The organism is Sodalinema sp., assembly GCF_046483825.1.
Classification (GTDB): Bacteria; Cyanobacteriota; Cyanobacteriia; order Cyanobacteriales; family Geitlerinemataceae; genus Sodalinema.
This window is the reverse complement of sequence record NZ_JAWOCL010000029.1, coordinates 1-15,869: the sequence shown is the minus strand read 5'-3', so window position 1 is coordinate 15,869 and position 15,869 is coordinate 1. Positions and strand designations below refer to the sequence as shown.

The window sequence follows — 15,869 nt, the reverse complement described above, 5'->3', positions numbered from 1 at the left end:
ATTTGCAAAGCGTCAATTCCTCTAGGATACAGTCCTAGATAAAAACTCCGGGACAAAGATTCAAGACAAACCATCTTGTAACACTGGACAAATATCTATGCCACGATGTCCAGGTTTCCCATTAGAGACTGGTGACGGTTTACTATTTTTAAGCGAAGAGACTGAATATGAGCAAAGGTTTAGGACGGCGTAAATTTTTATGGTATGGTTCAGCCGCATTTGGAACCAGTTTAATTCTCAAAGCCTGTGCCGACCCCAACAGCCCAAACACAGCCGGCGGCGGTGCCGATAGCGACACCATCAAAGTGGGGATTCTCCATTCTCTCAGTGGCACAATGGCCATTAGTGAAACCACCGTTGTTGAAGCTGAACAATTAGCCATCCAAGAAATTAACGCCAATGGTGGCGTTGGAGGCAAACAAATCCAGGCGATCGTCGAAGATGGGGCGTCTGACTGGCCCACCTTTGCCGAGAAAGCCGAGAAACTCATCGACCAAGATGGCGTCGCCGTGGTCTTCGGCTGTTGGACATCTGCCAGCCGTCAGGCGGTGAAAGATGTCTTTGAAACCAAAGATCATATGCTTTGGTATCCTGTCCAATATGAAGGACAAGAATGCTCCAAAAACATCTTCTACACCGGGGCTGCCCCCAACCAACAAATTGAGCCAGCGGTACAGTGGCTACTCGACAACAAAGGCGATGAATTCTTCCTCGTCGGGTCTGACTATGTGTTCCCCCGCACCGCGAACACCATCATCAAAGAACAACTCGCCGCCGAAGGCGGAACCGTGGTTGGCGAAGACTATATGCCCCTCGGGAGTACAGAAGTCACCCCGATTATTACCAAAATTCAACAGGCCCTGCCCGATGGAGGCGTGATCTTTAACACCCTCAACGGCGATAGCAACGTGGCCTTTTTCACCCAAATGCAAGGGGCGGGTATGGACCCCGAACGCTATCCGGTGATGTCGGTGAGTGTGGCTGAAGAAGAAGTCCGCCAAATTGGGGTCGATCTCCTGGTGGGTCATTATGCGGCTTGGAACTACTTCCAAACTGTGGAAACCCCGGAAAACGAGACCTGGGTGGAAGCCTTTAAAGCTGAATATGGAGAAGACCGCGTCACCAACGATCCCATGGAAGCGGCGTACATTATGGTCTATCTCTGGAAACAAGCCGTCGAACAGTCCGGCGATGCCTATGATCTCGAAGCGGTACGGGCCGCCGCCATTGGTCAGTCTTTCTCGGCCCCCGAGGGTCCGGTGACCATGAATGCTAACCATCACCTCTCGAAAACGGTGCGGATTGGTCAGGTTCGCGACGATGGCTTATTTGACATTGTTTGGTCTACAGATGCCCCGGTTGACCCCCAACCTTGGAACCAATATGTTCCAGACACGAAAGGCTATGCCTGTGACTGGAGTGACCCGAGTAAAGGGGAGAAGTTTAGACTCGAAGATGCTTAGGTCGAGGGTTTAACGTTTAACGCCTCTAGGGCGACGGTAGCCCCGACTGGTGTTGAGGTCAGCGACCTGACTTCAACACTCCTCCTTATTGCATATCTGTTAATCACGACCCATGATCGAGCTTGCTGTTGGTATTTTTAACGGCATTGGCATCGGGTCAGTCTTGTTGATCGCGGCGTTAGGTCTAGCGATTGTGTTTGGGCTGATGGGTGTTATTAACTTGGCTCACGGTGAGTTAATGATGCTGGGTGCTTATGCCACGTTTGTCGTGCAAAATCTCTTCCGAGATTTGGGCGATGGTGTGTTTGGACTCTATATTTTTGTGGCTCTGCCGGTGGCCTTTTTGGTGTCGGCGTTAGCTGGGTTGATTTTGGAACGCGGGGTCATTCGCTTTTTGTATGGACGACCCCTGGAAACGCTGTTGGCGACCTGGGGGGTGAGTTTGATTTTGCGCCAGTTGGTGCGGAGTGTGAATTGGTTGTTGGCGATCGCCATTGTCCTCTTTTGCGCCCTCTTGTTTGGCGGTCTGTGGGCCTTGCGTCGTCGTCCCAACTGGGAGGAAATCCGGGGCTGGGCGATCGCCATTCTCTTACCCCTGTCGTTAGCGATATCAGGAGTCGTCGGCTGGGCGATGACGGGAGTCGAGGCCTTGGCTAGTCCCTGGTTTGGTCCGCGCAATGTGGATGTGACGGCCCCGGCTTGGTTGCGGGGAGGCTTAGAAATAGGCGCCTATCGTCTGCCCTATTCGCGGATGTTCATTATTGTTCTCACCGTTCTCTGTCTCCTGGGAATCTATTGGTTCCTAAATCGCTCCGATTGGGGATTACGGATTCGTTCCGTCACGCAAAATCGCGAGATGAGTGCCTGTTTAGGGATTCCTACGGACACGGTGGATGCCCTCACCTTTGCCCTGGGGTCCGGGTTAGCGGGAATCGCCGGGTGTGCGATTACGTTCCTCGGTTCCGTCGGTCCGAATATCGGGCAAAACTACATTGTCGATACCTTTATGGTGGTCGTCGTGGGGGGAGTGGGCAATATCTTTGGGGCAATTATCGCGGCTTTTGCCATTGGTATTAGTAGCTATCTCTTAGGGTCTGGGGCCTTAGCGCGGTTGGTTGAGGATATCAACTCTCTACAGTTTCTGGCTGATTTTCTAGGCTTTTTTGCCTCGACCAGTATGGCGAAAGTGATGGTCTTTGCCCTCATTATTGCCTTCCTACAAGTGAAGCCTTCGGGCATCTTTCCCCAAAAAGGACGAACCGCTGAATTGTAGTGAATTTGTCCATGAATTTGTCTATGAACTTATCCCGGTTTAGGAGTTGACTAAAACCTTTAAGTGTGATAATGGAAACCTCCAAAATCTTGTCAGCAGCCCGCCCCTCCCGTCGCTCTAAATGGTGGCTAGAACCGGCGATCGCCCTCGGGATTGCCATTGCCGTTGCCGTCATTATGCCCTTATTTTTACCGGTGTTTCGCCTCAAACTCCTGGGGCGCTTTGTGGCCTTGGCGATCGCCGCCTTAGGCATTGACCTCATCTGGGGCTATACCGGCTTATTAAGCCTCGGTCATGGCATCTTCTTCGCCCTTGGGGGCTACGCCTTTGCCATGCACCTAAACTTGCAACTTCCCGAGGGAGAAATTCCCAACTTTTTTAGCCTTTACGGCGTTGAAGAATTGCCCTGGATTTGGCAACCCTTTAATTCCCTGCCCCTGACGATTTTGGCCATTGCGATCGTCCCGGCGATTGTGGCAGCACTCCTGGGCTATTTAGTGTTCCGCAACCGCATTAAAGGGGTCTATTTCTCGATTTTGACTCAGGCAGCTCTGTTGGTGTTTTTTAACTTCTTCAACGGACAGCAAGAACTCATTAACGGAACCAATGGACTCAGTACCAATCGTTATGAATTTTTTGGCGTAGCCGCCGGGTCTAATGAAGCCCAGCTTGCCTTTTTTCAACTGTCCGTGATCATGGTTTGGTTGACCTATCTCCTCTGTCGCTGGTTGACTCAAGGGCGCTTTGGGCGGATGCTCGTTGCCATTCGTGATGATGAAGTCCGCGCCCGGTTTGCGGGCTATGATCCCACCGGCTTTAAAATTTTGGTCTTTGCGGTTTCCGGGGCGATCGCCGGCGTGTCTGGCGCCCTCTATACGGTGCAAACAGGCTTAGTGACCCCCAGTTTTATGGAAGTTGCCTTTTCCATCGAAATGGTGATTTGGGTCGCCGTGGGGGGGCGGGCCAGTCTCATTGGGGCTATTCTTGGGGCGCTGCTGGTGGGAAGCGCTCAAACCGTCCTCAGTGAATGGTCTCCTGAAACCTGGTTATTCTTCCAGGGGGCTTTATTCCTGATTGTCGTGACGGTACTCCCCAATGGACTGTATGGCTGGTTTCGCGATTGGGCCATCCCCAAACTGCGATCGCGCCTGGGCCTACAACCGCGCCTGATTACCTATCCGGACATTGATCTCAACCCGGAGGTACAACAGGAACATGACGAACTCGACAACCCTGACCGCTAGTTCCCCGTTCCCCTGTTATGACTGATGTTATGACTGAAAACATCCTCGAAATCGACAACTTAACCGTTAGTTTTGATGGTTTCAAAGCCCTAAACGCCCTCAACTTTAGTCTGAAAACCGGCGAATTGCGGGTTATTATTGGTCCTAATGGTGCCGGAAAAACCACCTTTCTCGATACCATTACCGGCAAGGTTCAGCCCACAGAAGGTCAAGTGCGCTTTAAAGGCCGCAACTTGCGTAACCTCAACGAACACAAAATTTCTCGTCTAGGAATCGGCCGCAAATTCCAAACTCCCCGTGTTTATCTCAATCTCACGGTGCGAGATAACTTAGATTTAGCCTGTAACCGCAAAAAAGGGGTTTTACAAACCCTGTTTGGTAAACCTGACCATGGAGAACGATTGACCGTAGCCGGGATTTTAGAAACCATCGGTTTAGGGGCCAAGGCTAATCTCGAAGCGGCGTTACTGTCTCATGGGGAAAAACAACGGCTCGAAATTGGGATGTTGGTGGCTCAGTCCCCGGATTTGTTGCTCGTCGATGAACCCGTGGCGGGATTAACGGATGAGGAAACGGAAAATGTGGGAAATCTGTTGCTGACCTTGGCGGAAAATCACTCGATTATCGTGATTGAGCATGATATGGAGTTTGTGCGCCAAATTGCTCGTCAGGTGAGTGTCTTACACCAAGGATCGCTTCTGTGTGAGGGAACTATGGATGAGATTCAAAGCAATCCCCGTGTGATTGAAGTCTATTTAGGTCCATCGGAAGAGGAGGAATAATCATGCAAGCCACGGAAATGAGAACCGTTACTCCAAACTCGGGGTTGATGATGCAGGTCTCTGGGTTAAATGTCTATTACGGGGAAAGTCATATTTTACGGAATGTGGATTTGAGTGTACCGGTGGGCCAGATGGTCTGTTTGATTGGTCGTAATGGGGTCGGGAAAACGACGCTGTTAAAGACGATTATGGGCTTGCTGTCTCCCCGTTCGGGGCAGATTAACCTCTGCGATCGCCCCCTGTTGCCCTTATCCACCCCTCGCCGCGCTCAAGCGGGAATTGGCTATGTCCCCCAGGGTCGAGAGATTATTCCCCGAGTGACGGTTAAGGAGAATCTGTTGCTGGGGTTAGAAGCTCGTCCAGGACGCTCTAGCAAGCGTATTCCCGATGAGATTTTTGAGCTATTTCCGGTCCTAGAGACCATGTTGGGACGGATGGGGGGCGACCTCAGTGGTGGCCAACAGCAACAGTTGGCGATCGCCCGCGCCTTGATGGGACAGCCTCGCCTCTTGTTACTCGACGAACCCACCGAGGGCATTCAACCTTCGATTATTTTAGAAATTGAGGCGGCGGTGCGTCGCATTATTGAACGCACCGGTATTTCTGTGCTACTCGTCGAACAACATTTGCACTTTGTCCGCCAAGCCGATCGCTACTATGCCATGCAAAAAGGGGGGATTGTCGCCTCTGGTGCCACTCAAGATCTCTCTCAGGAGGTGATTCAGCAGTTTTTGGCCGTTTAACGGGCCAGGTCCCGAGTCCGGTGTTAGAGAGACTCCGTGTATTACTCAATTTTTGCGAAATTGTCAAGATTTTTCTGAGAATTTGCCCTAAAAAAATGGCAGATGTGAAAAAAATCTTCAAATCAAGATAAATTAATACTTTCAACGATCCAGATCGGGCAAACACCCATTAGAATGAGTCAGTGAAACATCGGAAGACCAACAGTTTCAGGGTTTTACCTCAAAAAAACCCCGTCGATGTTTCCTGCCTAAAGTGTCCTCAAGACCTTTTCGGGCAGTTGTGAACCCCTACTATCTGACCTTAAGGAGATATCCCGATATGAATAAAGGAGAACTCGTCGATCGCGTGGCCGCGAAAGCGAACGTCACCAAGAAGGAAGCCGATGCCGTCTTAACGGCAGCCCTCGAAACCATCGTGGAAGCGGTGTCGAGTGACGATAAAGTCACCCTCGTTGGCTTCGGTTCCTTTGAAGCCAGAGATCGTAAGGCCCGGGAAGGCCGCAACCCCAAAACCGGCGACAAAATGGTCATCCCCGCCACCAAGGTTCCCGCCTTCTCCGCTGGCAAGCTGTTCAAGGAAAAGGTTGCGCCGAGCAACTAATCTCGTCCCACGTCTTTAAAGTCTGTGTGGGTATTACCGCATTGATGCTGGGCAGTCCCCTGAGACTGTCCAGTTTTGCTATGGGGGAAGGATAGGCAAGAGGCAAGAGGCAAGAGGCAATAGGGGGGGAAGGGTTCAGTCTCCGAGATGGGTATTGCCGGACTGGGTTTTGCGGATGAGGCGCTCTTGGGAGAGGATGATGAGCGTCGCGAGAGTGGAGATCACTAACATCATCAACGAGGCGACGGCGGCTTGGGTGAAGGCGACATTTTCTGCTGTGGCTTGCCAAATTTCCGTGGCCAAGCTGCGGAAACCGATGGGAGAGAGTAATAATGTCGCGGGTAGTTCTTTGAGGGCCGTTAGGAAAATTAGCATCGCTCCGCTGATGATTCCTGGACGGACTAAGGGAATGGTCACTTCTCGTAAGGTTTGCCAGGGGGTTCGCCCTAAACTGCGGGCCGACTCTTCTAAACTCGGGGATACCTGTAACAGAGAACTACGCAGGGTTCCTACCCCTTGAGGGATAAAGAGGACTAAGTAGGCAAACAAGAGCATCGGTATGCTTTGGTAAAGCCAGGTGAGATAGTTCGCGCCAAAGAACACCAGGGATAAGGCCACAACGATGCCCGGCATCCCAAACCCGATGTAGGAAAATCGCTCTAAGAGACTGGTGAGGGGACTGGGGAAGCGTACGGCTAAAATGGCCACCGGTAGGGCGAAGATGACGGCTACTAGGGCGGCTAACCCGGCACTGTAGATGGAATTGAGGGCTGAGGGTAACATGCCTGTGATTAAGCCGATCGCACTCTGGCCGGCAATCATACCCCGTCCTAACCAAAATAAGAGGACGCTTAGGGGCATGACTAGGGATAAGAGAAAAACAAGGCTGCAAAATCCTAAGGCCAGCCATTTCCAGGGACCGAGGGCAATTAAGCTGGGTTGATGTTGACCCGCTGAGCCGAGACTATAATAGGCGGCTTGCGATCGCGCCCGATATTCCAGCCACAAAATTAGCCCCACCAAGGCCACTAAAATTAGGGCTAAGGCGGCGGCCATGCTGCGATCGAAACTGGAGCGATATTGCAGGAAAATGACCCGCGTAAAGGAGTCGAAGCGCATTAACCCCGGTGTGCCAAAGTCTTGTAGGGCGTAGAGAGCAACCAGCAAGGCCCCGGCGGCGATCGCGGGCCGCAATTGAGGCAAAGTCACGCGCCAAAAGGTTTCATAATAGCTATAGCCCAGACTCAAGGAGGCTTCTTCCATAGCCGGGTCCATCCCTTGCAGACTCGCCCGCACCGTCAGCAAGAGATAGGGATAGGAAAACAGGCTCGTGGCTAAAATCACCCCAGTCCAGCCATAAATCGAGGGAAGCCGTTGTACGCCCCAGGGTTCGAGTAGAATTTGCAGCATACTCCCCCTCGGTCCAGCAAAGGCCAAGAGCGCAAAACTCCCCACATAGGTCGGAATGGCCAGAGGAAGGGTTGAGGTGACATTCCAGAATCGTCGTCCCGGTAAGTCGGTGCGAACGGTTAGAAAGGCCAGGGGAATGGCAATCAAGGCCGAGAGCAGGGTGACCGCGAGGGTCATCCCGATACTATTGAGGAATACTTCTAGGGTGCGGGGTCGTTGCAGAATCTCCCCGAAGTCCGCTAAGCCAATCCCCAAGGCTCGGATCAGCAAATAGACTAACGGTAATGCCATCCCCACCGCCACCAGGACCGCCATGATGATTAAGAACAGGGGGGGACGCGATCGCCCTGAGGTTTGGGGTTTAGGCGACGCGGCTTGGGGTTGTGGCTCCATGAGGGTGTTGGTGATGGGGAAGAGGCAAGGTTAATCAAGACCACATTGTAGCCAATGCCGCCTCATTCGGATAGATGCCGCCCCACCCGATCAGATGGGGCAAAACCCGTTATAACGCTCCGGTTTCTTGCAGGAGATTGAGGGTTCCTTCTAAGTCTTCTAAACTGCTTAGATCGATATCGGGGGGGTTAATCTCAGAAATGGGCATTTGCTCGTTAGGAGGCTCAATGCCGTCAATCAGGGGATACTCACTATTGCCCTCAGCAAAGTGTTGTTGGGCTTCTGGGGTGAGCATGAACTGCACGAAGGATTCAGCGGCTTCGGGTTGGTCGCTACTGTCGAGGATGGCCACACCGGCAATGTTAATCATCGATCCCACATCCCCGCTGGGATAATGATGGGCGACGGGGAAGTCGGCATCTTCGGCTTGGAAACGGGCCAGGTAATAGTTATTGACTAGGCCCACTTCGATTTCACCGCGACCGAGAGCTTCGATAATGGCGGTATTGTTGCGATAGACCTGAGCATCGTTCGCGACCATGGCTTCGAGCCATTCTCGCGCTCGCTCTTCTCCTTCATGTTCTCGTACGGCGGAGACAAAGGCTTGGAAGGAGCCATTGGTGGGCGCCCAGCCGATACGACCTGACCATTCGGGTTCCGTCATTTCCCAAATCGAGTCGGGGACTTCGTCTGCGTTGAGCGAATCGGTATTGTAGGCAAAGACTCTGGCGCGTCCGGTAATGCCAATCCATTGGCCTTCTCGGGAACGGAATCTGGGATCGACTTGACTCAGTAGGTTCTCAGGGATGTCGCGAGTTCGACCTTCTTTCTGTAAGGCTCCCAATGCACCAGCATCTTGGGCGAAGTAAATATCGGCCGGGGAGTTTTGCCCTTCTTCTAGGATCGTCGCGGCCAGTTCGGCGGTGTCGCCGTAGCGGACATTCACCTCGATGCCGGTTTCGGCTTCAAAGCGATCGAACATCGGACCAATGAGATCTTCGCCACGGCCCGAATAGACGACGAGGCTTGTATCTTCGGTGCTGGCGGTTTCACCTTCTCCGGTCGGACTATCTTGGGTTCCACAAGCAATCAGCACAGTGCTGGTTGCGGCGGCTAACCCGATCAGGGACATAATTTTTCTTCGTTTCACGAGATCCTCCAAACTCTCAATTGAGGTGAGAGTTCATAATAATTGTCAATTGGGCAGGTAAAATTAAACACAAGAAATCGACCTGGCGTGACCTGAATTGCACTGAGATTCTAGGTCTCAATTCAGGTTATCTCTCACTTTCCCCCTCTGAAGGCGATTCAGGGGAGATTGCTGAGCTTGCAACGCCAGCCGTTTGGGTTATGACGTGATGTCATCCTCTGGATCATCTATAGTTCTAATTCAGAATAATTCTGAATTAGAATTCACCCTAATGACACTAATTCTCATCGAGGACTTTGTCAAGATGTGGAGCGAGTTTTCCTGAGATGGCTTCAGTCTCTCACCGGGCCGCGCCGCGAGAGAGGAGTCGAAAACTTTGCAAATCGGGGAATTGACGGATGGCGATGTCGAGGCAATTGCGAGGGGATTGGCGGTTGGCGAGCTTGCTATAGAGGATTTCGAGGAAGGGGACGAGGTGCTGATAGGAGATGGAGCGTTCGGGAACAACCACCCCAGACGCGCCAGCGTTGAGGAAGGCATCAGCGAGGGGATAGACACTGGCAGCACCGCTGACGACAAGTTTACCCCGCCATTGGCTCATCATCTCAATATCTTGGGGCGAGAGGCGATCTTGGGGCCGGCGATCGCGGATTTTTTCAGCCTTAGACCATCCGAGAACCAGGCCATCGCGATCGCCGTGGAGGGCCAAGTGAACCACATCAACGGACTCATCCCCGAGACATTTCTGCAACAAGCTACGATTGAGGAAGGTTCGTCGGTCCCAAATCCCGTCATTGCTATACACTTGGCAAGGAATGCTGAGGCGTTCAAAGGCTTGGGAGAGCATCAGGGTTTCGGTTTGTTTGCGGATTTCGGGATTCCGACAAACTTCAAAGATGGCTACATTCATAACTCGACTTCCCTTGCTCCCCAGGCGGCTTTAGTGGCATTCTATCAAACCAGCCTCTTTCGGGGGCGATCGCCACGAGAAGGCCTCCACAAAACTTCCCCTGTTCCCTGTTCCCTGTTCCCTATTCCCTGTTCCCTGTTCCCTGTTCCCTGTTCCCTGTTCCCTGTTCCCTGTTCCCTGCTCCCTGTTCCCTGTTCCCTGTTCCCTGTTCCCTATTCCCCGTTCCCTTCTTCCCCCCATGGTTTACATCAAGGAAATCGAACTCACCAACTTTAAATCCTTTGGGGGAACCACCAGAGTCCCGTTCCGCCGGGAGTTTACGGTGATTTCGGGGCCGAATGGTTCTGGGAAATCGAATATCTTAGATGCTCTGTTGTTTTGTCTGGGAATCGCCTCGTCGAAAGGGATGCGAGCCGATCGCCTGCCGGATTTGGTCAATCAACAGCAAAATAAACGCAAATCGACGGTGGAGGCCAGCGTCAGTGTCACCTTTGATTTGTCCCCTGAGGATCGCTTGTGGCAACGGGTGCAAGCTAATGAGACTCCTGAAGAGACTCCCGAAGAGACTCCCGAAGAGACTCCCGAAGAGACTCCAAATCAGAACGCCTCGGAAGACGACGCAACACCGCAACATCGAGATTGGCGGGTCACGCGGCGGCTACGGGTGACACGGTCGGGAGGCTATACCTCACAATATGCCATCAATGGTGAAGTCTGTACCCTGGGCGAGTTACATGAACAACTCAATGAGTTGCGCGTCTATCCCGAGGGCTATAACGTGGTGCTTCAGGGGGATGTCACCAGTATTATCTCCATGAACGCTCGGGAACGCCGCGAGATTATCGATGAGTTGGCGGGGGTGGCGGCCTTCGATCGCAAAATTGATCGGGCCAAAGACAAATTCGCCGAAGTCGAGGAACGCGAAGATCGTTGTCGTATTGTCGAGAAAGAACTGACAACCCAACGCGATCGCCTGGCCGCCGATCGCCTCAAAGCCGAACAATATCAACGATTGCGCCAGGAATTGCAAGAAAAACAAGCCTGGGCGCGGGTATTACAGTGGCAGCAATTGCGTCAACGCCAAGAACAGATTAGGGAACAACTCGCGGCCGGCGATCGCACTCGGGGAGAACTCCAGGAGAGTCTGGCCCAACTCACCCAGACTCTGAAACAGGCCAGCGATGAACTGGATCTGTTAAATCAGCAAGTGAAGGCCTTGGGGGAAGATGAACTCTTGGCCCGTCAGTCAGAATTAGCCCGTCAGGACGCCGAACAGCAGCAACGCCAGCAACGACAGCAGGAGTTGCAACAACACTGTCAGGAATTGCAGACGGCGATCGGCCAAACCGAGACGGCGATCGCTCAAACCCACCAGCAACAGGAGCAACTGCGGCAACAACAGCAACTGCTCGAAACCGACCAACTCCCCACCCTACGGGAGTCACGAGAATTGGCTCAAGGGGAACTCGAACGAGCGCGAGAGTCCGCCAACGCCCTCGCCGATCGCGCCCAGGCCTGGGTCCAACAACAAACTCAACTGCGTCAACAAACCGAAACCCTCCTAGGAACCCTAGAACCCCAACGCACCGAACAGGCCCAACTTCAGGAACGACTGGCTCAATTGGGGGAACAACTCAGCCAACGAGAGACGGCGATCGCCCAACGAGAGGAGCAACTGCACGAGAGTCGACAAGACTATGACCAACTCCAGGAGTCCGAAACCAAGGCCCAGGAGCATCTGCAACAACTCGAACGCACCAGCCAAGCCGCCGAAGAAGAATTGCAGATTCAGCAAGACACCCAAACCCGTCTCTTGCAGGAACAGCGGGACAAACAACGCCGCCTCGATAAGCTCGAAGCCCAAAATCAAGCCCTCCAGGAAGCCTCGGGCAGTTACGCCAGTCAAGTGGTGGAACAGTCAGGATTGAGCGGAGTCTGTGGGTTGGTATCCCAACTTGGACGGGTCGAAAGCGACGTGCAAATCGCCCTGGAAACGGCTGCCGGGGGACGATTGGGGTTTGTTGTCGTTGAAGATGATTTAGTCGCCTCTGCGGCGATTCAGCTTCTGAAAGAGAAACGGGCTGGGCGGGCGACTTTTTTACCCCTAAATAAGATTCGCGCCCCTCGGTTTCAGCGATCGCCTGAGGTGGAACGGAGTCCCGGTTTTATTGACTATGCCGTGAATCTGATTGATTGCGAAGAACGCTATGACAACATTTTTGCCTATGTGTTTGGCTCAACGGTGGTCTTTAACACCTTAGATAATGCCCGTCGTCTGTTGGGACAAGCGCGGATGGTGACCCTGGATGGGGAACTCCTCGAAGCCAGTGGGGCCATGACGGGGGGAAGTCAGCGGCGGGGATCGTCCCATCTGCATTTTGGCCATGTGGACACTGGGGAATCGGCGGAAGTCAAGGGGTTACGCGATCGCCTGCGGCAGATTGGCGAGATTCTCGAACGCTGTGAGGGGGAGATTTTGCGCTGGAGTAGTGAACTCAAGTTGGGGGCGAAGGCTCTAATGGAGGCGAAACAGCAACATCGGGAACACCAATTGCGCCGGGAACGACTGGGGCAAGATATTGAGAGTTTACAGCAGCAACAAGAGCAGGGGCGATCGCAACAACGCCAACAACGCCAGGAACTTGACAGCAACCAGGCTCGTTTGACGCAACTGCAACAGCAACTCCCGCAACAGGAACAGCAGTTGCAAGGCCTGCGAGAACAACTGGCTCAATTGGAGAAATCCCAAACCCACCAAGAATGGCAACAGTATCAACAGGAGATTCAACAGCGCGAAGAAATCCTGGCCCAACGCACCCGGAGTTTGCGAGACGCCGAAGAACGGTTGCGGGAATTAGTCCGTCAACAGGAGCGATTGGTTGAGAAAACCCAGGAACGTCAGCAGCAGTTGGGGGAACTTCAGCATCGCCGTCAGGAGATTGAGCAGCAACAGCAGCAAGTCGCGCAGCAATTAGAGGAATTAGAGGCCCAGATGGCTCAGACTCGTGCCAGTTTTGCTGAAATTGAGGCCAAATTGGGGGAAGAGAAACAGGCCCGCGATCGCGCCGAAGCCCGACTCCGGGAATTGCGCGTCAGCCAACAACAAACCGACTGGCGATTACAGAAACTCCAAGAAACCCAAGACGGGCGAGTTGAACAACTCCAGCAAGTGCGCGAACAACTGCGGGAACAAGAGCAAGAACTCCCCAACCCGCTCCCAGAAGTCCCCCCCCAGCTCAAACTTGAGGCCTTAGACAAAGAACTCCGTAGCCTCGCCAAACGCATCGAAGCCATGGAACCGGTGAATATGTTGGCCCTAGAAGAATTTGAGCGCACCCAAGCTCGTCTAGGGGAACTCACCGAGAAACTGGCCATCCTGCAAGATGAACGGCAGGAGTTGCTATTACGCATTGAAAACTTCACCACCCTGCGTTTACGGGCGTTTAAAGAGGCTTTTGACGCAGTGAATGAGAATTTTGCCCAAATCTTCGCTGAACTGTCTCAGGGGGACGGACATCTGCAACTGAGCGACCCGGAAGACCCGTTTAATGGCGGGTTGAACTTAGTGGCTCATCCGAAAGGGAAGCCGGTGCAACGGTTGGCCTCGATGTCAGGAGGGGAGAAATCCCTGACGGCCTTGAGTTTTATCTTTGCTCTGCAACGCTATCGTCCCTCGCCTTTTTATGCGTTTGATGAGGTGGATATGTTTCTGGACGGGGCAAATGTGGAACGATTAGCTAAAATGATTAAAAAGCAAGCCCAAGCCGCACAATTTATTGTTGTGAGTTTGCGCCGTCCGACCATTGCCGCTGCCGCGAGAACCATTGGTGTCACCCAAGCACGAGGTGCTTATACCCAAGTCTTGGGATTAACGTTGCAACAGCAACGACCCACGGAACACCAAGAATCTTTCTCGCCAGAGCGATCGGTCTGATAGTACAGTATATTAACCAGGATTCGACTCGTAGGATTCCATCTAGAATGACATCCGAACACATCCGTCAACGCTCCGATCTGTTAGGAACCCAAGTCATCACCCGCGACGGCGGGAGGCGGCTCGGAGTCGTCAGCCAAATTTGGGTAGATATCGATCGCCGGGAAGTCGTCGCCCTCGGAATGCGAGATAATATCCTGGCGGTGGCTGGGTTGCCCCGTTACATGCAGCTCGATCGCATCCGCCAGATTGGTGATGTCATCCTAGTAGACAGCGATGAAGTCATCGAAGACGATCTCGATGTTGAGATGTACAGCACCATCATCAACAGCGAGGTGATTACGGAAGTCGGCGAACTCCTCGGCAAAGTGCGAGGCTTCAAGTTCGACACCCGCGATGGCAAAGTCGTCTCCATCATTGTCGCCTCGATTGGCATTCCCCAAATTCCTGAACAACTGCTGAGTACCTATGAACTCCCCATTGAGGAGATTGTCAGCAGTGGCCCGAATCGTCTGATTGTCTTTGAAGGGGCCGAAGAACGGTTGACTCAGTTATCCGTTGGCGTGATGGAACGCCTAGGCTTAGGGAGTGCGCCCTGGGAACGGGAGGAAGAAGAAGAGTTTTACACCCCCACCGCTCGCCCCGAAAATCAGTTAGGCAGCGGCGTTCCCACCGCTCCCCCAGAGCCACGCCGTCGGGTGGTGCAAGCTCCCGTCGAGCAGCAATGGGATGAAGACGAATGGACGCAACCGGAACCCGAACCCCTCTACGAGCCGGAACCTGAGCCGGTGTATGTGGAGTACGACGAGCCGGAGACGGAAAACTGGAGCGAAACCACTCGCAATCCTTACGAGCCACCCTATGAGCCGGAGCCGTACCGGGAGGAACAGGTGTATGAGGAAGCCGAGTATCCTGACTATTCTCAACCGGTAGAGTACGAAGACATTGAAGCTGACGCTTGGTCTGAGGAAGAGGATTCTCGGGTGTATGACCCCCCGAAGGTCAATATCCCTCAGAAGAGCAAACAGCCTGAGTATGAAGAAGAGGCTGGATATTAGGCACTTATCCGAGTTCCTTGTCTCATCCTCTCGTGTCATGGCTGAAGCCGTGACACGTCTCCTAGATGCTCGGACTCCCTATTTACGGAGGCTAAGGGATTGAACTCAAACATTTTTACATCGAGTGGTATTGTTGCCATCCCCCTGCTGCTGTTCTCCATCCTGTCCCTCGCCTTAATCGCAGAACGCTGTTACTTTTGGCTCCGCATCTTGCGCCGACAGGATACGGTGCTGAAACGGGTTTTTCAAGTCCTCGAATCGGATTGGTATTCTGCAATTAAGATTCTTAAAAGAAACTTACAATTTCCCATTTGTCGCATTTTTTTAGAAGCCTTGGAGTTAGAGGCGGCGACCATTGAGGAGTTTCAAATAGCCCTAGAAACCGCCGCCCGAGCTGAGGTTCCTGTCCTACGGCGGTTTAATACGGTGTTTGATACGATTGTCGCTGTATCTCCCTTGTTGGGGTTATTAGGGACGGTATTGGGGCTAATGACCTCCTTTGCCTCTCTGAGACTTGGGGATGTCAGCCAGAGTGATACCATCGGCGTCACCGGCGGAATTAGTGAAGCGCTGGGATCGACGGTATTGGGTTTGGTGGTGGCGATTGTTACGTTGTTATTTTCCAATGCCTTTCGGAGTTTTTACCGTCGTCAAATTGCCTTAATTGAAGAGTATAGCGGACGGTTAGAGCTAATGTTTAGGAAGCTAGAACGTCCGGCGGTTTCAAAGGCGGCGGTTTCAAAGGTTAAGCGGGATAGTTAGCATGGCTGATGTGGCAGAAGTGTCCTGGCCCCCTCCCCCTCATTTCCCCCTCGTGTCATGGCTCAAGCCGTGACACGGAGTCTGGGCGGCGGAGCCGCCCAGACTCGGAAGGCTCTGCTTTCCCAAAGTAGGGGCGAAAAATTTTT

At 52.9% G+C, this 15,869-nt stretch carries 12 protein-coding genes; 9 read left to right on the top strand and 3 right to left on the bottom strand.

The annotated features are described in order from the left end of the window. The first annotated feature begins 167 nt into the window (after positions 1–167). The 6 genes from urtA (at position 168) to R6U67_RS02005 (ending at position 6,106) form a co-directional block, all read left to right on the top strand. Entirely contained in the window at positions 168–1,463 is a 1,296-nt protein-coding gene (gene urtA, locus R6U67_RS02030) for an urea ABC transporter substrate-binding protein (protein WP_410250996.1), read from the top strand. Between the two features lie 112 nt (positions 1,464–1,575). Continuing rightward, positions 1,576–2,736: an urea ABC transporter permease subunit UrtB gene (gene urtB / locus R6U67_RS02025; RefSeq protein WP_410250995.1), complete on the top strand. Its 1,161-nt coding sequence runs from the start codon at positions 1,576–1,578 to the stop codon at positions 2,734–2,736. 71 nt (positions 2,737–2,807) lie between these two features. Further along, entirely contained in the window at positions 2,808–3,980 is a 1,173-nt protein-coding gene (urtC, locus tag R6U67_RS02020; RefSeq protein WP_410250994.1) for an urea ABC transporter permease subunit UrtC, read from the top strand. Positions 3,981–4,009: 29 nt separating this feature from the next. Next, positions 4,010–4,762, top strand: a complete 753-nt coding sequence (urtD, locus tag R6U67_RS02015; RefSeq protein WP_410250993.1) for an urea ABC transporter ATP-binding protein UrtD — start codon at positions 4,010–4,012, stop codon at positions 4,760–4,762. A gap of 47 nt (positions 4,763–4,809) precedes the next feature. Then, entirely contained in the window at positions 4,810–5,505 is a 696-nt protein-coding gene (urtE, locus tag R6U67_RS02010) for an urea ABC transporter ATP-binding subunit UrtE (RefSeq protein WP_190304005.1), read from the top strand. A gap of 319 nt (positions 5,506–5,824) precedes the next feature. After that, the gene (locus R6U67_RS02005; protein ID WP_068790183.1) at positions 5,825–6,106 is read left to right on the top strand and encodes an HU family DNA-binding protein; all 282 of its coding nucleotides are present in this window, start codon (positions 5,825–5,827) and stop codon (positions 6,104–6,106) included. Positions 6,107–6,241: 135 nt separating this feature from the next. Here the strand turns inward: R6U67_RS02005 and R6U67_RS02000 are convergent, their stop codons facing one another. The 3 genes from R6U67_RS02000 to R6U67_RS01990 all read right to left on the bottom strand — a co-directional run bounded on the left by R6U67_RS02000 (position 6,242) and on the right by R6U67_RS01990 (position 9,969). Further along, positions 6,242–7,909 (bottom strand): ABC transporter permease, encoded by a 1,668-nt coding sequence (locus R6U67_RS02000; RefSeq protein ID WP_410250992.1) that lies wholly within the window; start codon positions 7,907–7,909, stop codon positions 6,242–6,244. 109 nt (positions 7,910–8,018) lie between these two features. Continuing rightward, positions 8,019–9,059 carry an iron ABC transporter substrate-binding protein gene (locus R6U67_RS01995; protein WP_410250991.1) on the bottom strand — a complete coding sequence of 347 codons (1,041 nt, stop codon included), beginning with the start codon at positions 9,057–9,059 and terminating at the stop codon, positions 8,019–8,021. A 340-nt stretch (positions 9,060–9,399) separates the two neighbouring features. Continuing rightward, positions 9,400–9,969 (bottom strand): CHAT domain-containing protein, encoded by a 570-nt coding sequence (locus tag R6U67_RS01990; RefSeq protein WP_410250990.1) that lies wholly within the window; start codon positions 9,967–9,969, stop codon positions 9,400–9,402. A 238-nt stretch (positions 9,970–10,207) separates the two neighbouring features. On the opposite strand from R6U67_RS01990, the gene smc reads away from it, so the two are divergent. From smc to R6U67_RS01975, 3 genes are all read left to right on the top strand, one after another. After that, the gene (gene smc / locus R6U67_RS01985; protein WP_410250989.1) at positions 10,208–13,903 is read left to right on the top strand and encodes a chromosome segregation protein SMC; all 3,696 of its coding nucleotides are present in this window, start codon (positions 10,208–10,210) and stop codon (positions 13,901–13,903) included. Between the two features lie 47 nt (positions 13,904–13,950). Next, positions 13,951–14,961 (top strand): PRC-barrel domain-containing protein, encoded by a 1,011-nt coding sequence (locus R6U67_RS01980; RefSeq protein WP_410250988.1) that lies wholly within the window; start codon positions 13,951–13,953, stop codon positions 14,959–14,961. 99 nt (positions 14,962–15,060) lie between these two features. Then, entirely contained in the window at positions 15,061–15,723 is a 663-nt protein-coding gene (locus R6U67_RS01975; protein WP_410250987.1) for a MotA/TolQ/ExbB proton channel family protein, read from the top strand. Positions 15,724–15,869 lie beyond the last annotated feature (146 nt).